At 53.7% G+C, this 22,512-nt stretch carries 18 protein-coding genes; 10 read left to right on the top strand and 8 right to left on the bottom strand.

What is annotated here, in order from left to right; translation table 11 throughout:
- The first annotated feature begins 294 nt into the window (after nucleotides 1–294).
- The 6 genes from GW579_RS23920 to kdpE are packed head-to-tail and all read left to right on the top strand — an operon-like array spanning nucleotide 295 to nucleotide 8,185.
- Nucleotides 295–384 (top strand): K(+)-transporting ATPase subunit F, encoded by a 90-nt coding sequence (locus GW579_RS23920; protein WP_101075733.1) that lies wholly within the window; start codon nucleotides 295–297, stop codon nucleotides 382–384.
- The gene (kdpA, locus tag GW579_RS13255; RefSeq protein WP_152326468.1) at nucleotides 385–2,073 is read left to right on the top strand and encodes a potassium-transporting ATPase subunit KdpA; all 1,689 of its coding nucleotides are present in this window, start codon (nucleotides 385–387) and stop codon (nucleotides 2,071–2,073) included.
- 43 nt (nucleotides 2,074–2,116) lie between these two features.
- Entirely contained in the window at nucleotides 2,117–4,183 is a 2,067-nt protein-coding gene (gene kdpB / locus GW579_RS13250) for a potassium-transporting ATPase subunit KdpB (protein ID WP_152326467.1), read from the top strand.
- A 33-nt stretch (nucleotides 4,184–4,216) separates the two neighbouring features.
- Nucleotides 4,217–4,795 (top strand): potassium-transporting ATPase subunit KdpC, encoded by a 579-nt coding sequence (gene kdpC, locus GW579_RS13245; RefSeq protein WP_193333154.1) that lies wholly within the window; start codon nucleotides 4,217–4,219, stop codon nucleotides 4,793–4,795.
- Nucleotides 4,796–4,802: 7 nt separating this feature from the next.
- Nucleotides 4,803–7,499, top strand: coding sequence for a two-component system sensor histidine kinase KdpD (kdpD, locus tag GW579_RS13240; RefSeq protein WP_165059439.1), 2,697 nt, complete (start codon nucleotides 4,803–4,805; stop codon nucleotides 7,497–7,499).
- Entirely contained in the window at nucleotides 7,496–8,185 is a 690-nt protein-coding gene (kdpE, locus tag GW579_RS13235) for a two-component system response regulator KdpE (RefSeq protein WP_165059437.1), read from the top strand. Before kdpD ends, kdpE begins: the two co-directional genes overlap by 4 nt.
- Here the strand turns inward: kdpE and GW579_RS13230 are convergent.
- The 3 genes from GW579_RS13230 to seqA all read right to left on the bottom strand — a co-directional run bounded on the left by GW579_RS13230 (nucleotide 8,175) and on the right by seqA (nucleotide 11,286).
- Complete coding sequence (locus tag GW579_RS13230) at nucleotides 8,175–8,891, bottom strand: PadR family transcriptional regulator (protein WP_165059435.1); 717 nt, start codon at nucleotides 8,889–8,891, stop codon at nucleotides 8,175–8,177. The genes kdpE and GW579_RS13230 overlap by 11 nt on opposite strands.
- Nucleotides 8,892–9,062: 171 nt before the next feature.
- Nucleotides 9,063–10,706: a phosphoglucomutase (alpha-D-glucose-1,6-bisphosphate-dependent) gene (gene pgm / locus GW579_RS13225; protein ID WP_165059433.1), complete on the bottom strand. Its 1,644-nt coding sequence runs from the start codon at nucleotides 10,704–10,706 to the stop codon at nucleotides 9,063–9,065.
- 25 nt (nucleotides 10,707–10,731) lie between these two features.
- Nucleotides 10,732–11,286, bottom strand: a complete 555-nt coding sequence (seqA, locus tag GW579_RS13220) for a replication initiation negative regulator SeqA (RefSeq protein ID WP_152326461.1) — start codon at nucleotides 11,284–11,286, stop codon at nucleotides 10,732–10,734.
- A gap of 233 nt (nucleotides 11,287–11,519) precedes the next feature.
- Between seqA and ybfF the strand changes: the two genes are divergently transcribed.
- Together ybfF and ybfE are read left to right on the top strand one after the other, a co-directional pair.
- Nucleotides 11,520–12,308, top strand: a complete 789-nt coding sequence (gene ybfF, locus GW579_RS13215; RefSeq protein WP_152326504.1) for an esterase — start codon at nucleotides 11,520–11,522, stop codon at nucleotides 12,306–12,308.
- A gap of 255 nt (nucleotides 12,309–12,563) precedes the next feature.
- A complete protein-coding gene (gene ybfE / locus GW579_RS13210) occupies nucleotides 12,564–12,845 on the top strand; it encodes a LexA regulated protein (RefSeq protein WP_104924773.1) in 282 nt (93 codons plus the stop codon).
- 65 nt (nucleotides 12,846–12,910) lie between these two features.
- Here ybfE and GW579_RS13205 read toward each other — a convergent pair whose 3' ends face one another.
- Nucleotides 12,911–14,575, bottom strand: coding sequence for a methyl-accepting chemotaxis protein (locus GW579_RS13205; RefSeq protein ID WP_165059431.1), 1,665 nt, complete (start codon nucleotides 14,573–14,575; stop codon nucleotides 12,911–12,913).
- A gap of 410 nt (nucleotides 14,576–14,985) precedes the next feature.
- Here GW579_RS13205 and fldA point away from each other — a divergent pair, with 410 nt between their 5' ends.
- Both fldA and fur read left to right on the top strand, forming a co-directional pair.
- Complete coding sequence (fldA, locus tag GW579_RS13200; RefSeq protein ID WP_095921178.1) at nucleotides 14,986–15,513, top strand: flavodoxin FldA; 528 nt, start codon at nucleotides 14,986–14,988, stop codon at nucleotides 15,511–15,513.
- Nucleotides 15,514–15,829: 316 nt separating this feature from the next.
- Nucleotides 15,830–16,285 (top strand): ferric iron uptake transcriptional regulator, encoded by a 456-nt coding sequence (fur, locus tag GW579_RS13195; protein WP_152326459.1) that lies wholly within the window; start codon nucleotides 15,830–15,832, stop codon nucleotides 16,283–16,285.
- 140 nt (nucleotides 16,286–16,425) lie between these two features.
- Here fur and chiQ read toward each other — a convergent pair whose 3' ends face one another.
- The 4 genes from chiQ to nagE form a co-directional block, all read right to left on the bottom strand.
- On the bottom strand, nucleotides 16,426–16,767 hold the full coding sequence (chiQ, locus tag GW579_RS13190) for a ChiQ/YbfN family lipoprotein (protein ID WP_165059728.1): 342 nt from the start codon (nucleotides 16,765–16,767) through the stop codon (nucleotides 16,426–16,428).
- 13 nt (nucleotides 16,768–16,780) lie between these two features.
- Complete coding sequence (gene chiP / locus GW579_RS13185) at nucleotides 16,781–18,193, bottom strand: chitoporin ChiP (protein ID WP_165059726.1); 1,413 nt, start codon at nucleotides 18,191–18,193, stop codon at nucleotides 16,781–16,783.
- A gap of 468 nt (nucleotides 18,194–18,661) precedes the next feature.
- Entirely contained in the window at nucleotides 18,662–20,332 is a 1,671-nt protein-coding gene (gene glnS / locus GW579_RS13180) for a glutamine--tRNA ligase (protein WP_152326456.1), read from the bottom strand.
- A 191-nt stretch (nucleotides 20,333–20,523) separates the two neighbouring features.
- Complete coding sequence (gene nagE / locus GW579_RS13175; RefSeq protein WP_165059429.1) at nucleotides 20,524–22,470, bottom strand: PTS N-acetyl glucosamine transporter subunit IIABC; 1,947 nt, start codon at nucleotides 22,468–22,470, stop codon at nucleotides 20,524–20,526.
- Between the last annotated feature and the right edge of the window lie 42 nt (nucleotides 22,471–22,512).

Below are 22,512 nucleotides of genomic sequence, written 5' to 3'. Positions count from 1 at the left end.
GTTGCTCCTGTATCTATTTTTCGGAAACTGTAAGTTGCGAAAAATTTTACTGCAACCGGTGAAATTTTACTACTCATCTGACCACTTTGAAGTGTAAATTTTCGCCATTTTTTGGCTATCGCTGTAATTTAGTTACAAAATGGTTAAATAAATACGCATGTAAAGTTTCTTTTGGGTTTCATTTTTGCGCATTTTTATACTTTTTTTACACCGCGATGCCCTTTCTTTTCAGGATCTTTTCCTGCCTTTTCTTATTCTCCTCCCAACATAAAAACACACCTGTGGAGGTGGATTGTGACTGTTGGCGTAATCTGCGGCGCATTGCTGGTTCTCCTGCTGCTCGGCTATCTGGTTTATGCCCTGCTGAATGCGGAGGATTTTTAAATGGCCGCAACCGGATTCTTAATGATTGCCAGTTTTATGCTGGTGCTTTTGCTGCTGGCAAAACCACTGGGTAACTTTATTGCTCAACTGATTGAAGGACAGCCCGGCGCATTTTTACAGCGCATCGAATACGGCGTATTACGCACTTCCGGCAGCCGCGAGGCTGAGATGAACTGGTGGCAGTACGCGCTGGCGATCATGGTATTCAACATTCTGGGGATTATTGTCCTGACCGCCATGCTGATGGCGCAGGGCGTTTTACCGATGAACCCGCAGCATTTCGGCGGGATGTCCTGGGATCTGGCGTTTAACACCTCCGTCAGTTTCGTGACCAACACCAACTGGCAGGCGTACAGCGGCGAAAATACGCTGAGCTATCTCAGCCAGATGGTCGGTTTAACGGTACAAAACTTCCTTTCTGCCGCCACGGGTATCGCCGTTGCCTTTGCGCTGATCCGCGCTTTTGCACGCCCTTCCGCGCAAACCATCGGTAACGCCTGGACGGATTTATGGCGCATCACAATCTATCTGCTGCTGCCGGTGTCGTTCCTGCTGGCGCTGTTCTTCGTCAGTCAGGGCGTGATTCAAAACTTTGAAGCGTATCAGCACATCACCACACTGGAAGGCTTGCAGCAGACGCTGCCGATGGGGCCGGTGGCCTCTCAGGAAGCCATCAAAATGCTGGGGACCAACGGTGGCGGTTTCTTCGGTGCAAACTCCGCGCATCCGTTTGAGAACCCGACGGCGCTGACCAACATGGCGCAGATGCTGGCGATTTTCATCATCCCTTGTGCGCTGTGTTTTGCTTTTGGTCGCGTGGTCGGTGACAACCGCCAGGGCAACGCGCTGGTCTGGGCGATGTCGGTGATTTTCGTCGTCTCAGTGGTAGTGGTGATGTACGCAGAGCTCAAAGGCAATCCGCACTTCACGATGCTTGGCGCTAACAGCAACATCAACATGGAAGGGAAGGAAAGCCGCTTCGGCATTCTGGCGTCGGCGATGTATGCGGTCGTCACGACGGCGGCCTCCTGCGGCGCGGTTAACGCCATGCACGATTCTTTCACTGCACTCGGCGGCATGGTGCCAATGTGGCTGATGCAAATCGGTGAAGTGGTGTTCGGCGGTGTGGGCTCCGGGCTGTACGGCATGCTGCTGTTTGTGCTGCTAACGGTGTTTATCGCCGGGCTGATGATTGGCCGCACGCCGGAATATCTCGGCAAGAAAATCGACGTTTACGACATGAAGATGACCGCGCTGGCGATCCTCGTGACACCTACGCTCGTGCTGCTCGGCACCGCGCTGGCACTGGTCACCGATGCCGGTCGCGCGGGGATCGCAAACCCCGGTGCGCACGGGTTCAGCGAAGTGCTTTACGCCGTGTCTTCTGCCGCCAATAACAACGGCAGCGCGTTTGCAGGGCTGAGCGTCAATACGCCGTTCTACAACCTGTTGCTGGCGGTATGCATGTTCTTCGGACGCTTTGGCGTGATCCTTCCGGTACTGGCTATCGCCGGTTCGCTGGTAGCGAAAAAACGTCAGAAAGCCGGCAATGGCACACTGCCGACGTCCGGTCCGCTGTTTATCGGCCTGCTGGTCGGCACCGTGTTGCTGGTCGGTGCGCTGACCTTTATTCCGGCGCTGGCGCTGGGGCCGGTCGCAGAACATTTGCAGGTTTGGTCAGCACAGTAATGCTGCGTAATTCGTTGAATTAATGAATATAGAGATTAATAAAATGAGCCGTAAACAACGTGCATTATTTGAACCTCAACTGATCCGCACCGCCCTGCTGGATTCAGTGAAAAAACTGGATCCGCGCGTTCAGTGGCGCAACCCGGTGATGTTCGTGGTGTATCTGGGCAGTATTCTCACCACGCTTATCTGGCTGGCGATTCTGTCACACCACACCGACGGCAGCGCCGCTTTTACCGGCAGTGTGTCGCTGTGGCTGTGGTTCACCGTGCTGTTTGCTAACTTCGCCGAAGCGCTGGCGGAAGGCCGCAGTAAGGCGCAGGCGCAGAGCCTGAAAGGCGTGCAGAAAACCAGCTGGGCGAAGAAGATTTACGAACCGCGCCCGGAATCACCGGTGATAAAAGTCGCGGCCGATACGCTGCGCAAAGGCGATTATGTGCTGATCGAAGCCGGAGACACCGTGCCGTGCGATGGGGAAGTGCTGATCGGCGGCGCGTCCGTCGATGAAAGTGCCATCACCGGGGAATCCGCACCGGTGATCCGCGAATCCGGCGGGGACTTTTCGTCCGTCACCGGCGGGACACGCGTGTTGTCCGACTGGCTGGTGGTCGAGTGTTCGGCCAATCCCGGTGATACTTTCCTTGACCGCATGATTGCCATGGTCGAAGGCGCGAAACGTCGCAAAACCCCTAACGAAGTGGCGCTGACCATTTTGCTGGTGGCGCTGACGCTGGTGTTCGTGCTGGCAACCGCCACGCTGTATCCGTTCTCGCTGTTCAGCGTGGACGCCAGTCACGCCGGTATTCCGGTCACCGTCACCGTTCTGGTCGCCCTGCTGGTGTGTCTGATCCCGACCACCATCGGCGGTTTGCTGTCAGCTATCGGCGTTGCGGGGATGAGCCGCATGCTGGAAGCCAACGTTATTGCCACCAGTGGCCGTGCGGTGGAAGCCGCCGGTGACGTGGATGTGCTGCTGCTGGATAAAACCGGCACCATTACGCTGGGTAACCGCCAGGCATCGCAGTTTCTGCCCGCGCCTCAGGTGACGGAACAGGAACTGGCCGATGCCGCACAGTTATCGTCGCTGGCCGATGAAACACCGGAAGGCCGCAGTATCGTGGTGCTGGCGAAACAACGCTTTAACCTGCGCGAGCGCGATATTCATTCACTGAATGCGACCTTTGTGCCGTTCTCTGCGCAAACCCGCATGAGCGGCGTGAACGTCGGCGACCGGAATATCCGTAAAGGTGCGGTGGACGCCATCCGCCGCCATGTGGAATCCAACGGCGGTACGTTCCCGAAAGCCGTTGACGGGCTGGTGGAAAACGTGGCGCGTAAAGGCGGCACGCCGCTGGTCGTCGCAGAAGGTGCGAAGGTGCTGGGCGTGGTGGAGCTGAAGGATATCGTTAAAGGCGGTATCAAGGAACGCTTTGCCGAGCTGCGCAAAATGGGTATCAAAACGGTGATGATCACCGGGGATAACCGTCTGACCGCCGCCGCGATCGCCGCTGAAGCGGGTGTCGATGATTTCCTGGCCGAGGCCACGCCGGAAGCCAAACTGGCGCTGATCCGCCAGTATCAGTCGGAAGGCCGTTTAGTCGCGATGACCGGCGACGGGACCAACGACGCCCCGGCGCTGGCGCAAGCTGACGTGGCGGTGGCCATGAACTCCGGTACGCAAGCGGCGAAAGAAGCCGGGAACATGGTGGATCTGGATTCCAACCCGACCAAACTGATTGAAGTAGTGCATATCGGTAAGCAAATGCTGATGACGCGCGGTTCGCTGACCACATTCAGTATCGCCAACGACGTCGCGAAATACTTTGCGATTATCCCGGCAGCCTTTGCGGCGACCTACCCGCAGCTGAACGCGCTGAACGTGATGCATCTGACCTCGCCGTCGTCAGCCATTATGTCTGCGGTTATTTTCAACGCCCTGGTGATTGTGTTTCTGATCCCGCTGGCGCTGAAAGGCGTGAGCTATAAAGCCATGAGCGCCGCATCGCTGTTGCGCCGTAATCTGTGGATTTATGGCGTCGGCGGCCTGCTGGTGCCGTTTGTCGGTATCAAACTGATTGACGTGATCCTGACCGTTTTACATCTGAGCTGATTTTTGAGGAAGACCATTATGTCCGTTAAAAGAATGTCCTATGTCCGCCCGGCTCTGGTGATGACGGTTCTGCTGACGCTGGCGACCGGCGTCGCTTATCCGCTGCTGACCACCGGCGTTTCAGAGCTGGTATTCCGCGCGCAGGCGACAGGTTCGCTGATGAAAGACAGCAGCAACAAAATGATTGGCTCAGAACTGATCGGGCAAAATTTTACCCGCAATGATTATTTCTGGGGACGTCCGTCCGCCACCTCTGACTCGCCGTATAATCCGATGGCGTCCGCAGGCAGTAATCTGGCGGCCAGTAATCCTGCACTGGATCAGGCGGTGAAAGACCGTGTGGCGGCGCTGCGTAAGGCTAATCCGCTAAGTCCTGCGGCTGTGCCGGTGGATCTGGTGACCGCCAGCGCCAGCGGTTTAGATCCGCAAATTTCGGTGGAAGCCGCCCAATGGCAGGCACCACGCATTGCGGCTGCGCGGGGTCTGCCACTGGCGCAAGTGAATAAATTGATTGATGATAATACATCATCACCGCTGATTGGTTTCCTCGGCCCCGACGTCGTTAACGTACTCGGTCTGAATCAGGCACTGGATGAACTGAAATCTCAATAAGGAAAATATGACTGACGATCGCCCTGATCCAGACAGCCTGCTGGCGCTCGCTAACGAGAAGCCGCGCGGGCAACTGAAAGTCTTTTTCGGCGCCTGTGCGGGCGTCGGGAAAACGTTTGCCATGTTGCAGGAAGCGCAGCGTCTGCGCGCCACCGGTCTCGACGTGCTGGTCGGCGTGGTGGAAACCCACGGAAGGCAGGAAACGCAGGCGCTGCTGCCGGGGCTTTCTCTGTTACCGCCAAAACGCATTCACCACCGCGGCCGTCAGGTTTACGAATTTGACCTCGACGCCGCGCTGGCCCGCCGCCCTGCCCTGATCCTGATGGACGAACTGGCGCACAGTAATGCCGCCGGTTCGCGCCATCCAAAGCGCTGGCAGGACGTCGAAGAACTTCTCGATGCCGGTATCGACGTGTTTACCACGGTGAACGTTCAGCATCTCGAAAGCCTGAACGACGTGGTCAGCGGCGTGACCGGCATTATTATTCGTGAAACGGTGCCCGACCGTTTATTTGATGACGCCAGCGAAGTGGTGCTGGTGGATTTACCGCCCGACTCCCTGCGCCAGCGCCTGAAAGAAGGCAAAGTTTATATCCCCGGTCAGGCCGAACGCGCCATCGAACATTTCTTCCGCAAAGGCAATCTGATTGCCCTGCGCGAGCTTTCCCTGCGTCGCACCGCCGATCGCGTGGACGATCAGATGCGCGAATACCGCGACGATCAGGGCGTCAGCCGCGTCTGGCATACCCGCGATGCGTTGCTGCTGTGCATTGGTCACGACGGCGGCAACGAGAAGCTAGTTCGCGTCGCGTCACGTCTGGCGGCGCGTCTGGGCTGCGTTTGGCATGCGGTATATGTCGAAACCCCGCGCCTGCACCGTTTGCCGGAAAGCCAGCGCCGCGCGATTTTGCATGCGCTGAAACTGGCGCAGGAGCTCGGCGCGGAAACCGCCACGCTGGCCGATCCGCAGGAAGAAAAGGCCATTCTGCGTTACGCCCGCGAGCATCGTCTGGGCAAAGTGATGACCGGCCGCCGTCGCGAGAAACGCTGGAAATTCGGCCCGAGCTTTGCCGATAAACTGGCGGAGATCGGGCCCGATCTCGATCTGATTGTCGTCGGTCTGGAAGACACCCCGAATAATTCGTCGCGAAAAGAGCAGGATCCCCGGACATTCGTTGACCGCTTCAGCCGCCAGATCCGCGGGTGTGCGCTGGCCGTCGCGCTGTGCGCCATCATTACGGTGCTTTCGCAATGGCTGGTGCCCGCGTTCGATCAGGCCAACCTGGTGATGGTGTATCTGCTTGGCGTGGTGATCGTGGCGCTGTTTTATGGCCGCTGGCCCTCGGTGCTGGCGGCGGTAATCAACGTCGTCAGCTTTGATCTGTTTTTCGTGCAACCGCGCGGGTCGCTGGCCGTCACAGACGCGCAATATCTGGTGACGTTCGGCGTCATGCTGATCGTCGGGATTTTGATCGGGAATCTCACTGCCGGTGTGCGTTATCAGGCGCGCATCGCCCGTCACCGTGAAAAGCGCGCGCAGCATCTTTATGAGATGTCCAAAGGGCTGAGCCAGTCGCTGACACCGGAAGCGATCGCGCAAACCAGCCGCCACTTTATTTCCTCCAGCCTGAACGCCAAAACGGCCATTTTGCTGCCCGATGAATACGGTGAACTGGTGCAACCGGCCGGTGAAATCACCTCGATTGTGGTGGACGACGCCATTGCCCGCTGGAGTTTCGATAAAAAACTGCCCGCCGGTGCCGGGACCGATACGTTGCCCGGCGTGCCGTATCAGCTTCTGCCGCTGGTGGCCTCGGGCGAATCGCGCGGTTTGCTGGCGGTTGAGCCGCCGAATATCCGTCAGCTTCTGGTGCCGGAACAACAGCGGCTTTTGCAGACATTTACGGTGCTGATCGCCAACGCCCTTGAGCGTCTGCATCTTGCGGCCAGCGCGGAAACATCACGTCTGGAAACAGAGCGTGAGCAACTGCGTAACTCGCTGCTGTCCGCGCTTTCCCACGATTTACGCACCCCGCTCACCGTGCTGTTTGGACAGGCGGAAATCCTGACGCTGGATCTGGCCTCCGAAGGCTCGAAACATGCGCCACAGGCCAGCCAGATCCGCCAGCAAGTGCTGAGCACCACGCGACTGGTGAACAATCTGCTGGATATGGCGCGCATTCAGTCCGGCGGATTTAATCTGCGCAAAGAGTGGCAGTCGGTGGAGGAAATCACCGGCAGTGCCCTGCGGATGCTGGAACCGGTGCTGGCACATGACCATATTGAAATCGATTTGCCTTCCGAAATGGTGCTGGTCAATTGTGATGCAAGCCTGATCGAACGGGTGCTGATCAATCTGCTGGAAAATGCCCATAAATATGCCGGTGTCGGTGCCACCATCGGCATCAGAGCGTTACCGCTCGGCGACTGGCTGGAGATCGAAGTCTGGGATAATGGTCCGGGAATTCCGGAAGGCGCGGAGCATGCGATTTTCGAAAAATTCGCCCGCGGAAATAAAGAGTCAGCCATTCCCGGCGTGGGTTTGGGATTAGCGATTTGTCGTGCCATTATTGAAGTACACGACGGACGGATTTGGGCTGAAAATGGCCCGGACGGCGGCGCGCGTTTCCGCTTCAGGCTGCCGCTGGAAGCAGTGCCTGACATGGAAACGGATATGGACACAGACATCGACGAGGCAACGTGAGCGCATCCCCGGTAAATATTTTAATTGTGGAAGACGAGAAAGAAATCCGCCGCTTTGTGCGCACAGCGCTTGAGGGGGAAGGTTTACGGGTATTTGAAAGTGAGACACTGCAACGCGGGCTGATTGAGGCCGGAACCCGTAAACCGGATCTGATTATTCTCGATCTCGGTTTACCGGACGGTGACGGCCTGACCTATATCCGCGATTTGCGCCACTGGAGCGCCATCCCGATTATTGTGCTGTCGGCACGCACCAGCGAAGAAGATAAGATTGCGGCGCTGGATGCCGGTGCCGATGATTTCCTCACAAAACCGTTTGGCGTCGGTGAACTGCTGGCGCGGGTTCGCGTCGCGTTACGACGTCATGCGGGCAGTTCGCAGGAAAGCCCGCTGGTAACGTTTGCTGATGTGACGGTGGATTTGATCAACCGGCGCGTACAGCGCAACGGTGAAGATTGTCATCTGACGCCGATTGAGTTTCGCCTGCTGGCTGAACTGCTGGCAAACAGCGGCAAAGTCATTACTCAGCGTCAGTTACTGAGCCATGTGTGGGGCCCGAATTACGTCGAACACAGTCATTATCTGCGCATCTACATGGGGCATTTACGCCAGAAACTGGAGGCCGACGCCACCCGGCCGCGTCATTTACTGACCGAGACCGGCGTGGGCTATCGTTTTATGCCTTAGGTTCATCAGTCTCCGGTTTAGCATCGCCGAATTCGGCTTCCAGACTTTCAGCCGCCTGTTGCAAAATTGCATTCACCCGCACAACCTGCTCCGGCGTCAAATCCGCACGCATCATGTTTGTGCGCAGCGCATGACGCAGACGGTGCATAGATTCATGAATGCCTTCTGCCAGATTGTTTTCAGGCGGACGCTGTGCGCCAGCCAGACGGGCAAAAATCGCATCTACCGCAGCCTGATGTTGCGCCAGTTCCACTTTCCCGGCTTCGGTAATCTGATAGCTTTTACGACCATTGCCGGTGGCGACAGGCTCGAGGAAATCCTGTTCTTCCAGCAGGGTCAGCGTCGGGTAAATCACGCCAGGGCTTGGCACGTAAAGACCTGACGACGCTTCTTCAATCGCCTTGATCAGCTCATAACCGTGACTCGGTTTCTTCGCCACCAGCGCCAGCAGTACACGGCGCAAATCACCGTGTTCAAACAAACGATGTACACCGCGATCGCCACGCCCCCCGCGACGACCTTCGCCACGTCCGCGACGTTCACGCCCTTCCTCACCGCGTTCTTCACCACGATGGCGGCCATCGCGGCGCAACATGTGACGTTCGCTGTGATCGCTGCGTTCTGATTCATGACGGCAATGACCGCGATGCCCTTCTTCCCGGCAACCATGACCGCGATGGCGCCCTTCAAACATTTTGCTAAACATAATTTATGTCCTATTTAGATATATCGATTTATTTCGATATATCTAAATTAGATCGGATTTCAGAAACTGGCAAGCCCAAAAATGCATTTAGATATATCTTTTTATGTCTGAAACGCAGGCAAAAAAAAAGCGCTGAATAATCAGCGCTTTTGATGAGATGAAGAAAGGGACTTATTTCGCGTCGGCCAGCACCTTGCTGACGATTTCTACCGCTTCTTTCTCGATTTGTTCGCGGTGTTCAGCACCGAGGAAGCTTTCACAATAGATTTTGTAAGCTTCTTCTGTACCGGACGGACGTGCCGCAAACCAGCCGTTTTTGGTCATCACTTTCAGGCCGCCGATTGACGCGCCGTTACCCGGAGCGTTGGTCAGACGGGCAGTGATCGGGTCACCGGCCAGCGTGTCAGCTTTCACCTGTTCAGGAGAAAGTTTAGACAGCGCGGCTTTCTGCGCGTGAGTCGCAGGTGCCTGAATACGGTTGTAGCTTGGCGCGCCGAAACGGGCAGCCAGTTCGTTGTAATGTTCCTGCGGGTTTTTACCGGTCACGGCGGTGATTTCCGCGGCCAGCAGGCACATGATGATCCCGTCTTTGTCGGTAGACCACGGTGTGCCGTTGAAACGCAGGAAAGAAGCCCCTGCACTTTCTTCGCCACCAAAACCGAAGCTGCCGTCAAACAGGCCATCCACGAACCATTTGAAACCCACCGGGACTTCGACCAGTTTACGGCCTAAGTCTTCAACAACGCGGTCGACCATCGCACTGGAAACCAGCGTTTTGCCAACGGCGACGTCTTTGCCCCACTGCGGACGATGCTGGAACAGGTACTGAATCGCCACCGCCAGATAATGGTTCGGGTTCATCAGACCGGCAGGCGTCACGATACCGTGGCGGTCATAATCCGGGTCGTTTGCAAAGGCCAGATCGAATTTATCACGCAGCGCCAGCAGGCCGGCCATTGCGGATTCAGACGAGCAGTCCATGCGGATCACACCGTCGTGGTCGAGATGCATGAAGCGGAAAGTCTGATCGACTTCATCGTTAACCAGCGTCAGATCCAGTTTGTAATGCTCTGCGATACGCTTCCAGTATTCGATACCGGAACCGCCGAGCGGATCCACACCGAGTTTCAGGCCCGCTTTCTGAATCGCGGCCATATCGACGATGTCGGTCAGCCCTTCAATAAACGGCTGAACCAGATCCTGCGCCACCAGATGGCCACTTTTCCACGCCAGATCCAGAGACTGACGCTTGACGCCTGCGAGCTTAGCCGCCAGCAATGCGTTAGCGCGTTTCTCAATCACGGAGGTCAGATTGGTATCTGCCGGGCCGCCGTTGGTCGGGTTGTATTTGATACCGCCATCTTCCGGTGGGTTGTGCGAAGGCGTGATGACAATGCCATCCGCCAGCGCGCCGCCGTTGAGATTGTGCGTCAGGATAGCGTGAGACACCGCCGGAGTCGGGGTGAAACCGTTATTTTCCTGCACAATGACATCTACGCCATTCGCCGTCAGCACTTCCAGCACAGAGATAAACGCCGGTTCGGACAGGGCGTGGGTGTCTTTCCCCACATAGCACGGGCCGGTTGTGCCCTGCTCTTTACGCACTTCAGCAATCGCCTGCGCAATCGCCAGAATATGCGCTTCATTAAAGCTGTGACGCAACGAACTGCCGCGGTGACCGGACGTACCGAATTTCACGGCATGGGCCGGGTTTTGCGGGTCCGGTTGCAGAACGTAATACTGTGACGTTAACTGCGCCACATTAATCAAATCGCTTTGCTGAGCAGGTTGCCCTGCACGGGGGTGATTAGCCACTGGCGCTTCTCCCTTACGCTGAAATTTAGAGGGTGCCGCACACTTTGTCAGTCAGTTCCGCCGGGAACTGCATGAGCTGCATGATGTGTTCGATCATGCTGCGTTTGCGACCTGTGTTGGTGTTAGTAATAACCCAATACGGCGTTCCGGGAACGTGTTTAGGCTTGGTATGAATGCCGTTTTGCAGCAGGGTTTGCTGGTCGCCGGCAAAATAGGTACGCGTGCGGCCATGAAGTGAATCGGTCGCAGCGGCAAATTCTTTTGGGTTCAGGCAATACAAGGTCGACAGGATCAGCATAAAGCGGTTAACCGCTTTGGTCTGCTCTGCATATTCGTCAGACAGTAACAGTTCGCGAACGGCGCGGACTTTATCACGCGACGTCGGCGCGGCGGCGGCAACAGGTTTTTCCTGTGCGACGGTCCCGGCAATAACGGCGGATGTTACTGGCGCGGCAGGAGCGGTCTGGCCAGCAGTAAATTTCAACATACGGCGCAAAATATCAGACGCACTTTCACCGATTGCTTGCGTGTGGCTGGCAATGTAGCGGTAGAGTTCTTCGTCAACCTCAATAGTTTTCATCTTTATCCAGTACTGTTTTTTCTACTAAATTCATTCAAAAGGATTATACAAATTTCTACGCGTTTACGAACAGGTGAATTGCGTCGCTAAGCAAAAAGCAGATTACTTCCCGTTTTCGCTGCGTTCGCCTTCTGTTCCACGTTGTCAAATCCCACTCAGGCATCTGGCAGAAACTTTCTGTTTTAAAAAAATCATCCGCTACTCATGATAACCTAATGAGATTGTTTATCTGTATGAACTTCGCCATGAAATTACATTATCGCCTGCAAGAACCTGAAGTCGCTGGCAGCGATGCGCTGCCGGTTCTCCTGATCCACGGACTGTTCGGAACCCTTGATAATCTGGGCGTTCTCGCCCGCGACCTGAAACAACAGCATAGAGTGTTGCAGGTTGATTTGCGTAATCACGGGCAATCCGGGCGTTCGCCGGAGATGTCTTACGCCGCGATGGCGCAGGATTTAATGGAAACGTTAGATGAAGTCGGTTTCCAAAAATTCATCGTAATCGGCCATTCCATGGGCGGGAAAGCGGCTATGGCGCTGACGGCGCTGATTCCCGACAGAATTGAGAAGCTCATCGCCATTGATATCGCGCCAGTGGATTATCACGTGCGCCGTCACGATGAGATTTTTGCTGCGATTAATGCCGTCACCGGGGCCGGATTGCGCGACCGTACCTCCGCTACCGAATGTATGCGTGAGTATATAAAGGAAGACGGGGTGATTCAGTTTCTGCTGAAATCCTTCCAGCAGGGAGAATGGCGCTTCAATGTGCCGGTTCTGCTGAACGAGTATGCCAAAATTGTCGGCTGGGAAGAGGTTCCGGCGTGGGATCGTCCGGCGCTGTTCATCCGTGGCGGGGATTCGCCTTATGTGCAGGATGCGTATCGCGAAGATATTGGCCGCCAGTTCCCGCAGGCAAAAGCCTATGTAGTCGCCGGAGCCGGTCATTGGGTGCACGCAGAAAAACCCGACGCCGTCCTGCGCGCTGTGCATCGTTTCATCGATTCGCCGTCGGTTTAACATCCTGGGGATAAATTGTGCAAAAAGTCTGCACAACTTCGAAAGTTAACGCGAAATCAGGGCAATCAGGCGTTGTGAACCCCAGGCGCGCCAGTGTATGATTGCGCGCTATAATTTTGCCGCCCCGTTTTACTCGAAGTGAGTTACGGGGGGTAAATTGGGTCAGGGTTTCTTAGCCCGAAATGTGTGAAACGCTCGTCAGGAATCGGCTTGCCGTTTTCCGATGTAAAAACTTCCCTGGTTGTACCGCTACCTATGGCAAAAGAACAACTGGATCGCACGACGATTGATCTGTTCGCAGATGACCGCCGTCCGGGGCGTCCAAAAACTAATCCGCTTTCCCGTGATGAACAGCTCAGGATCAACAAGCGCAACCAGTTACGCCGCGATAAAGCGAGCGGTCTGCGTCGCGTAGAGCTGAAAATGAACGCCGATGCTGTTGATACCCTCAATAAGCTGGCAGAAGAACGCAATATCAGTCGTAGCGAACTGATTGAAGAGATGTTGCTGTCGCATCTTAACGGTCAGGAAGGCTGATAAAAAAGCGGATAACCACCCGGTTATCCGCCTGTTTTCTTTCCTTTTACGCCTTAACTCTCATCTCAGAACGTTTCCCAGTTTGCACTGCTTTTCGATGTCATTACACCGGTTGCAGGCCGTAACAACGGCTGAGAAACCACGCTGGCGGGTCGTTTTCCGACATTCGTGATGCTGTCTTTGAGTTTGAACGTCGCGACGGCGTTGTTCAGCAATGCAGCCTGCTCTTCCAGCGAAACCGCCGCGTGTGAAGCCTGTTCCACCAGTGCGGCGTTCTGCTGCGTTACGCTGTCCATTTGTGTGACTGCTACCGCAACCTGGCTGATGCCTTTGCTTTGCTCATCAGACGCCGAAGCGATTTCCGCCATAATATCCGTGACATGCGTGATTGAACGCACCACTTCGTCCATTGTCTGACCGGCGTTTTCCACCAGTTTTGAACCGCTGTCGACGCGGGAAACGGATTCACTGATCAGTGATTCGATTTCTTTCGCCGCCTGCGCACTGCGCTGGGCCAGATTTCGGACTTCACTGGCAACCACCGCGAATCCACGCCCCTGTTCGCCTGCGCGCGCGGCTTCTACCGCGGCATTCAGCGCCAGAATGTTGGTCTGGAAGGCAATGCTGTTAATAACCGAGGTGATCTCTGCAATTTTCTTCGAGCTGCCGGAGATATCTTTCATGGTGCTGACGACGTCAGCCACAATGTTACCGCCTTTTTGCGCGGTAGAAGACGCTTCCATCACCAGCTGGCTCGCGTGATGCGCGTTGTCTGCGTTGTGTTTTACCGTTGCCGTCAGTTCTTCCATACTGGCTGCCGTTTCTTCCAGAGCAGATGCCTGTTCTTCGGTTCGGGAAGACAAATCATTATTCCCGGCAGAGATTTCGGACGCGCCCTGATAGATGTGGTTGGTACAGTTGCGGATGGTCTGAACGGTATTTTCCAGACTGGACTGCATAACGTTGAGCAACGGGATCAGTTTACCCGCGCAGTTTTTGCCGAACTCTTCCAGATAATGCGTCAGGTCGCCGCTGGCAATTACGGCGAAATGATCGCGGATTTTATCCAGCGGTTTCACCAGTGCCATCACCAGATAACGGTCGGTCAGCAGCAAAATAAGCAGGCCGAGAGAAAAAGCCGTCAGCAGAATAACTTTGCTGTAATAAGTCAGATGGTTTGATTTGGTCTGCGCCGCCTCGAAATCGACCGCAATTTGCCCGCTGACTTTCGTCATTGAGGCACCAAAATTGCGGCTCAGCGCTGGAACGGTATCGTTCGCCAGCTGATTATAGGCATCGAAATTTTTGCCGATGGCCGCTGAATATAACGGCGTAACGCCTTGCGCGACCAGACTTTCCCAACTGGAGACCAGTTCCTGAACTGACGCTTCATCTAATCCCGGATGCGGAGCCGTTTTGAAACTCGCCAGCGCCTGTGACAGACCATCGAGTGACTGTTTTGCCGTATCAAAAATTTCCTGCCCTTTTGACGGATCCGCCTGGAGCTGCCCCACGGCACGACTTAAACGTGTCACGGTACGAAAGTACTGATCATTTCCTTTATTGATCAGCGCCATATTGTTGACCAGTTCGGTACTGTTTTGGGTGTTCTGAGTCAGCGTATTCAGGGAGGTGACGGTGTAAATAGACACACTCGCCCACATGACGCAAAAAATGCCCAGAATCGTTAATAATGCGGCCCTGATGGTAATATTTTTTAAAAACTGCACGATATGCCTCTCTCGAAACAGGACTGTTTCTGGTCTGAGGATTGACGGGGATGCGGAGAATCAAGACAGGTAGCCAGCAGGCGTTTGCCCCCGGACATGTTTGAACACCTCTCCGGGCATCGATTTCTTTATTATGTTGAGATTCCTCTCGCATCATCTATCGGCGTTCAACGGGCAAACTTAAGGAGTGGCGGGAATTATTTCTTAATTTTGCTTTTGCCCTCAATAAGTTTGAGGTTATTAAAAGCACACGAAGGCGATAACACTTAAAAAGATTGCCCGATAAACTTATTCACCAGTTAAGAAGGCGAGCTGAAACATATTCTCCGCCGCGCGAGTTTGCTATCATCTGCGTTATTATTGCCTGCAATGCAGAGCACTTCATTAAGAACAAGAGGTTAGGTAATCTTATGGCCGTAGTAGGTATCTTCTTTGGATCCGATACAGGTAACACCGAAAACATCGCGAAAATGATCCAGAAGCAATTGGGTAAAGATGTTGCAGAGGTGCATGACATTGCGAAGAGCAGCAAAGAGGATCTGGAAAAATTCGATATTTTGCTGATCGGTATTCCAACCTGGTATTACGGTGAAGCGCAGTGTGACTGGGACGACTTTTTCCCGACGCTGGAAGAGATAGATTTCGAAGGTAAGCTGGTTGCGCTGTTTGGCTGCGGCGACCAGGAAGACTATGCCGAATACTTCTGTGATGCGCTGGGTACTGTGCGTGACATCATCGAGCCACGCGGCGCGGTGATCGTGGGTCACTGGCCAACTGAAGGCTATCACTTCGAAGCTTCAAAAGGTCTGGCTGATGATAAGCACTTCATCGGGCTGGCAATTGACGAAGATCGTCAGCCGGAACTGACCAACGAACGTGTTGATGCATGGGTCAAACAGATCACAGAAGAACTGAGCCTTTCAGAAATTATTGGCTAAAAACCCTGTTGGCCCTGAGGATTTATTCTACAATTGAAGGGCCAAACTATTACTGAAATTAACAATTTAACCGCTACAAAATTGTAACTTTCGGTGGTATCAAGGTACACTGAGTTCATCTGTTTTTTCTATCGATCAAGTCGTTGCATTATTGAATGTGACAGGCATTTTGTGATCCTTATTAACAGGCTACGTTTTTGAGAATCGGCACACTTCCCTTAAACGAAGAATCCTTAAACGACAAATTTTTGTGCCGCCGATGCCACAGGCTGCATGCCTCAACTTGATTAGCACATAGTAACAGGACTGAATCCGCATGACTGACAACAACACCGCACTGAAGAAAGCCGGCTTAAAAGTCACGCTTCCGCGCCTCAAAATCCTGGAAGTGCTGCAAGCGCCGGAAGGTCATCACGTTAGTGCGGAAGATCTTTATAAGCAACTGATTGATATGGGCGAAGAAATTGGTCTGGCCACGGTTTACCGTGTTCTTAACCAGTTTGATGATGCCGGTATCGTCACCCGTCATAACTTCGAAGGCGGCAAGTCTGTTTTCGAACTGACTCAGCAACATCATCATGATCACCTGATCTGCCTTGATTGCGGCCGCGTTATTGAATTCCGCGACGAATACATTGAAGGCCGTCAGCGTGAGATTGCGAAGAAACACGGTATTAAACTGACCAACCACAGTCTGTATCTGTACGGACACTGTGAAGCGGGCGATTGCCGCGAAGATGAATCTTTGCACAATGACAAACCTGCGCAGTAATCTGCACGGTCAGTCCGAATAAATTAACCGCTGAAAGGCGGTTTTTTTATGTCTGTGTTCCAGGATGAGAGTTAAAACGCAAAACCCCGGCAAGCCGGGGTTTTGCGTTCTATGATGATGCTTGTTTCAGATCCCTGCTTTTAGTTAACCGGATTAGGTGCGTTACTGGCTTTGATTTCCTGCCAGATCTTGCCGCAATCCGCCGCATACGCCTGCCCGTCACCGGTCTTACGCGCCGTCAGACAGCGCTGGTAGTCCACCACGCGAACCGTTTCCTGTTCCGCAAATTTCTGGTGGGCTTTTTCCTGTTTGAGCTTGTTCAGCAATACCTGACAGGAGGCCAGTTTGTCCGGATTGCCTTCTGCCGAATTAATACACGCGCTGTATGCCTCACGCGTTTTAGAAATCTGAGCCTGATCCGCGGTTGGCGCACAACCTGCCAGCACAACGGAGGAAACCACAATCATCAGTAATTTTTTCATCGACATAGCGACCTCAGAAAATAGTGAATGGAGCGATAACGATGAATTTCACGTCTTTTTCATCCTGGAAAATGTTGCCGTACCCGCCGCCCCAGCTCGGGATATCCGAGTGGTTGTCGTACTGGGTGTAATGCAGTTTGAACAGCGTACCTTTCGCGCGCCCTTCCTGAATGGTGTACAGCGCATCAAGGCTCCAGGCACTTTCTTTCAGGCGCTGGCTCTGATCATAGATTGGATTGGTACTCGGTTTGGCATCCCACGCGTAAACATAAGAACCGCCCACTGCGAAGCCCGGCAGATCCCATTTCGCCAGATCGTAAAGTACGCCTGCGTACACCGCTTTTTCGCCGTTGGCGTTGAAGTCAGAACGGTTGTCCCACCACACATCAAGACGTCCGTTAGAAGAAGAATACGTCGGGGTCATGCGTTGTAAAAAATAACCCTGATTCCCCTCAGCTTTGACCATCGTCCCTTCCAGACGCCAGTTGAACTGGCCGGTGGTGTAACCGAAAGTCAGTGCCTGCAACCAGGCCAGACCGTCATACAGGCTGTTCGGATCGTTCTGGTTGCTGATACGATCTTCCGCACCATAGAACTGGTAGCTGGTGGTGAGCGGATTGCCCATCAGATCAATTTTGTACGACGCTTTGGCGAAGTACTGATCGACGTAACTTTCTGCCTGACCGAATGCCGCTTCCAGTACGAGATCATTTTTGAAGTCGTATTTCGCACCCAGCGAGTGGATATAGGAAACACCGGTTTTCTTGTCGTTCTGGCGGAAATCATCCATCTCCAGATGCCACGGCGATTTGTATTCATCTGCCCACATGTAGGAGAAACTCAGTTCGCCCGGATCGCCAAAATCATGTTTATACCCGGCTTCGGCACCGCGATAGGTACCCGGCATAAAGCTCCAGTGCGGGGCGATCAGCGTTTGTCCGGTGGGCTGAATGTAACCAGCATGGCCCCAGAATCCGCCGTATTTGAATTTACCGGCCGCTTTGTAGAGGCTGACGCCACCTTTATCGCCGGAATAGTCTTCGTCATACGCATGGTTTTTGGAGGAGAACGCGATTTCGTTCGGATGACCGCTGTCGCTGGCTTCGGCTAATTCGATCGCGGTAAATGCGGCGACGTCGATACCGAACATGTCCCAGGCATAGCCGGAAGAGAAATCAAGGTTCAGGTTGGCGGTCGCGTGCGAAAGGTTGGTGGCGTATTTATCGTAATCGGGGTTATTCACCGTGACTTTTGTGCCGTCAGGGCGGGTTTCTTCTTTGGTTTTGTTCAAATCTTTGCGGTCGCGTTCGCGCTGCCAGTAATACACACCGCCGGTCAGCGTCGAATCATCAATAAAGCCAGCCGCTCTGGCCTCTTCAGGGAACATCATTCCGCCGCCCAACAAAGTGCCAGCCAGCGTGTACATCACAGGTTTCAGGTAAGCCGATCCCCTGCCCCTGTTAAGGTGCTTGTGCATAGAAATTCCTCATTTTGACTAAAAAAACGTGCAAAACCCAAACGGGTATTAAAAGCGGCCGCCAGAGGCGTAACCGTATAAAGCAGGATTAAGAGTATTTTTCGCGACGCGAATTATCAATGGGTAATTAAACCCTGATAGCTGAAGTATGACAAAGTGCACATAAAGATGAAAAAGTGTAACAAACGAGGAATGCGAAGGTTTAAATCAGTGGACTCTGACAATCGATAACTAAAACAGATAATTAAGTAAAAACCGTATTGACTTAAACGTTTCAGCACTCTGATATTCGGAAAGGAAAGTCCTAAAAAGCAAACATGAAAAATGCATTAATTCGCGCTGAAAAAGAAAATTCCGTGAATTTCTGACGTAAAAAAACGCAGCCGGAGCTGCGTTTAACAATCGTTCATCGGTGACTTACGCGACGGGTTTTGATTCCCAGGTATCACGCAGGCCAACGGTACGGTTGAAGACCAGATTTTCAGCGCTGGAATAGTGGCTGTCAGCACAGAAGTAACCTTCACGTTCAAACTGCAGGCTGATTTCAGCCTGTGCAGCCACCAGAGAAGGCTCAACGAAACCGTGCGCGATCACCAGGGATTCCGGGTTGATCGTGGTCAGGAAATCTTCTGCCTGGCCAGGATTCGCGACGCTGAACAGACGGTCATACAGACGGAATTCCGCCGGTTTGCCTTCAGACGCAGAAACCCAGTGGATCACGCCTTTCACCTTGCGGCCATCGGCCGGATCTTTGCTCAGCGTTTCGATATCGTAAGAACAGAAGATCGTCGTCACATTGCCTTCGGCATCTTTTTCAATGCGTTCCGCTTTGATGACATACGCATTGCGCAGACGAACTTCTTTGCCCAGCACCAGACGTTTGTATTGCTTGTTCGCTTCTTCGCGGAAATCAGCCTGATCGATATAAATCTCACGGGTGAACGGCACTTCGCGCGTCCCCATCTCCGGTTTGCTCGGATGATTAGGCATTTTCACCATTTGCACATCTTCACCGGTAAAGTTCTCAATGATCACTTTAACCGGATTGATGACAGCCATGGCGCGCGGCGCATTTTCGTTCAGATCGTCACGGATACAAGATTCCAGCGCCATCATTTCGACATTGTTATCTTGCTTGGTCACGCCGATACGACGACAGAATTCACGGATAGACGCAGCAGTGTAACCACGGCGACGCAGACCGGAAACGGTCGGCATACGCGGGTCATCCCAGCCTTCGACGATCTTATCCGTCACCAGCAGGTTCAGCTTACGCTTGGACATGATGGAATATTCGAGATTCAGACGGGAGAACTCGTACTGACGCGGGTGGCAAGGGATGGTGATGTTATCGAGAACCCAGTCATACAGACGACGGTTGTCCTGGAATTCCAGCGTACACAACGAATGGGTGATCCCTTCCAGCGCATCGGAAATGCAGTGGGTGAAATCATACATCGGGTAGATGCACCATTTTTTGCCAGTCTGATGGTGTTCCGCAAACTTAATACGGTAGATAACCGGATCGCGCATCACAAAGAATGGCGAAGCCATATCGATTTTTGCACGCAGACACGCCGCGCCTTCAGCGAATTCACCGTTGCGCATTTTTTCGAACAGCGCGATGTTTTCTTCTACGCTGCGATCGCGGTACGGGCTGTTTTTGCCCGGAGACGTCAGTGAGCCACGGTATTCGCGGATTTCATCCGGAGACAATTCGTCAACGTAAGCCAGACCTTTGTTGATCAGCTCCAGCGCGTAGCCGTGCAGTTGATCGAAGTAGTCGGAAGAATAGTGAATATCACCGCTCCAGTCGAAACCTAACCACTGGACGTCGTGTTTGATCGACTCAACGAATTCGATGTCTTCTTTTGCCGGGTTGGTATCGTCAAAACGCAGGTTGCACTGCCCCTGATAGTCTTGCGCAATACCGAAGTTCAGGCAGATAGACTTCGCATGGCCGATATGCAGATAACCATTAGGCTCGGGCGGGAAACGGGTATGAACGGTATTGTGTTTCCCGGTCGCCAGATCTTCATCAATAATCTGACGGATAAAATTTGTTGGGCGGGCTTCAGCCTCACTCATTGTGCAATTCCTCTACGCAACATTGACTCTACAGATAACCTGTTATGTTCCAACAAGCCACGTCGGGAAACAACCGTTACTTGCATAAAATCGTGGTTATCTGCATACCGCGTGTCCGTAAACAATAAAAAGCGGGAAGAGATTGCTCTCTTCCCGCTAAGACTTAACTCAACTGAATCAGCGTCAGGAAATTATTTACCCTGAATCTCAAACAGTTTGGTCTGACCGGCTACGACTGAACCGCTGGCCAGTGAAATCACACCGGTGTAATCATCGATGTTGCTGACCACAACCGGGCTAATCATTGAGCGCGCGTTAGCGTTCAGGTAAGCCAGATCCAGTTCCAGTACAGGCTGACCGGCAGTGACCGTTGCGCCTTCTTCAACCAGGCGGGTAAAGCCCTGGCCGTTGAGTGCAACGGTGTCGATGCCCATGTGCACCACGATTTCAGCACCGGAAGTGGTTTCCAGGCAGAACGCGTGGTTAGTGTTGAAGATTTTCACCACGGTACCCGCAGCCGGAGCGACAACTGTTTTCTCCGTCGGACGAATCGCGACACCATCGCCTACCGCTTTGCTGGCGAAGGCTTCGTCTGGCACCTGATCCAGCGCCACGATGTCACCGGTAACCGGAGCCACCAGCGTTTCAACGACCGCTTTAACGCTGTTTGGTACAGCCTGCGGAGCCGCTTTCACAACCACGGGGGCTGCTGCGCTGCCTGCCGCAACCGGACCACGCGCCATCACTTTCTTCATTGCATCAGCCAGAGATTCCGCTTTTGCACCGACGATAACCTGAATGCTTTGTTTGTTCAGACGAACAATACCGGACGCACCCAGACGTTTGCAGGCTGCATCATCAACAGTACCAGCATCTTTCACGTTCAGACGCAGGCGGGTAATACAGGCATCAATACCTTTGAAGTTATCAGAACCGCCCAGCGCACTGATGTAGCTCACGGCCAGCTGGTTCAGACCTTCTTCAGTATTGCTGTTCGCTTCCGGTTCACCGATATGGTCGGCGTCGTCTTCACGGCCCGGCGTTTTCAGGTTGAACATGCGGATAATTACGCTGAACAGTACGAAGTAGATGACGAAGAACACAACGCCCATCACCAGCAACATCCAGACGTTTTTACTTGCCGCCGGCAGGTTGTACATCAACGCGTAGTCAATCGCACCCGCAGAGAAGGAGAAGCCAGCATGAATACCCAGCGCAGTTGCAACGTACAGGCTGATCCCGGTCAGGATGGCGTGGACTAAATACAACAACGGAGCAAGGAACATGAACAGGAATTCTAACGGCTCGGTCACACCGGTCAGGAATGCAGTCACCGCAACGGAGACCAGCATACCGCCCACCAGTGGACGACGTTCTTTCGGTGCGGCGAAGTACATTGCGCATGCTGCGCCTGGCAGACCAAACATCATGATTGGGAAGAAGCCGGACATGAACATCCCTGCGGTGCCGTCACCCGCGTAGAAGCGGTTGATGTCGCCGTGGAATACTGTGCCTGCTGCGTTGGTGAAGTCACCAATCTGGAACCATGCGATAGTGTTCAGAACCTGATGCAGACCGGTTGGGATCAGCAGACGGTTTACGAAACCGAAGATACCCGCACCGAATGCGCCTGCGCCTACGATCCACTCACCACCGGCGCGGATTGCATCCTGCACCGGAGGCCAGACGTAACCGAAGATCGCGGCCAGAATCAGACAGAAGAAGCCTGTTGCGATAGGAACAAAACGTTTCCCACCGAAGAAGCTCAGGAAATCAGGAAGTTTGATATCAGACCAGCGGTTGTAAACCATACCGCCGACCAGACCGGTGATGATACCTGCCAGAACGCCCATATTGACGGCCGGGTTGATGGTAATCATCGCCTTGGTCAGAATGAAATAACCAATACCACCCGCCAGTGCCGCAGCACCCGCGTTATCTTTAGACCAGCTTGATGCCACACCAATAGCAAAAATCAGGGCCAGGTTATCGAAGATTCCGCCACCGGCTTGCGCGATGAACGGCATATTAAGAAGATCAGGCTGACCGAAACGCAGCAGTAACGCAGCGACAGGTAGCACGGCTATCGGCAGCTGAAGTGCTCTGCCTAAACGCTGAAAGAATCCAAGAATATTCACATTTCCCCCTATCCGCCGCCAGGCGAATCACCTAAGTAGTTT

The organism is Rahnella contaminans, from assembly GCF_011065485.1.
GTDB lineage: Bacteria > Pseudomonadota > Gammaproteobacteria > Enterobacterales > Enterobacteriaceae > Rahnella > Rahnella contaminans.
This window is presented reverse-complemented; position numbering and strand designations above follow the sequence as displayed.

Coding starts and splice junctions, on each gene's coding strand:
- kdpA (WP_152326468.1), top strand. CDS start 385: ATGGCCGCAACCGGATTCTTAATGATTGCCAGTTTTATGCTGGTGCTT.
- kdpB (WP_152326467.1), top strand. CDS start 2,117: ATGAGCCGTAAACAACGTGCATTATTTGAACCTCAACTGATCCGCACC.
- kdpC (WP_193333154.1), top strand. CDS start 4,217: ATGTCCTATGTCCGCCCGGCTCTGGTGATGACGGTTCTGCTGACGCTG.
- kdpD (WP_165059439.1), top strand. CDS start 4,803: ATGACTGACGATCGCCCTGATCCAGACAGCCTGCTGGCGCTCGCTAAC.
- GW579_RS13230 (WP_165059435.1), bottom strand. CDS start 8,891: ATGTTTAGCAAAATGTTTGAAGGGCGCCATCGCGGTCATGGTTGCCGG.
- seqA (WP_152326461.1), bottom strand. CDS start 11,286: ATGAAAACTATTGAGGTTGACGAAGAACTCTACCGCTACATTGCCAGC.
- ybfF (WP_152326504.1), top strand. CDS start 11,520: ATGAACTTCGCCATGAAATTACATTATCGCCTGCAAGAACCTGAAGTC.
- ybfE (WP_104924773.1), top strand. CDS start 12,564: ATGGCAAAAGAACAACTGGATCGCACGACGATTGATCTGTTCGCAGAT.
- fldA (WP_095921178.1), top strand. CDS start 14,986: ATGGCCGTAGTAGGTATCTTCTTTGGATCCGATACAGGTAACACCGAA.
- fur (WP_152326459.1), top strand. CDS start 15,830: ATGACTGACAACAACACCGCACTGAAGAAAGCCGGCTTAAAAGTCACG.
- chiQ (WP_165059728.1), bottom strand. CDS start 16,767: ATGAAAAAATTACTGATGATTGTGGTTTCCTCCGTTGTGCTGGCAGGT.
- chiP (WP_165059726.1), bottom strand. CDS start 18,193: ATGTACACGCTGGCTGGCACTTTGTTGGGCGGCGGAATGATGTTCCCT.
- glnS (WP_152326456.1), bottom strand. CDS start 20,332: ATGAGTGAGGCTGAAGCCCGCCCAACAAATTTTATCCGTCAGATTATT.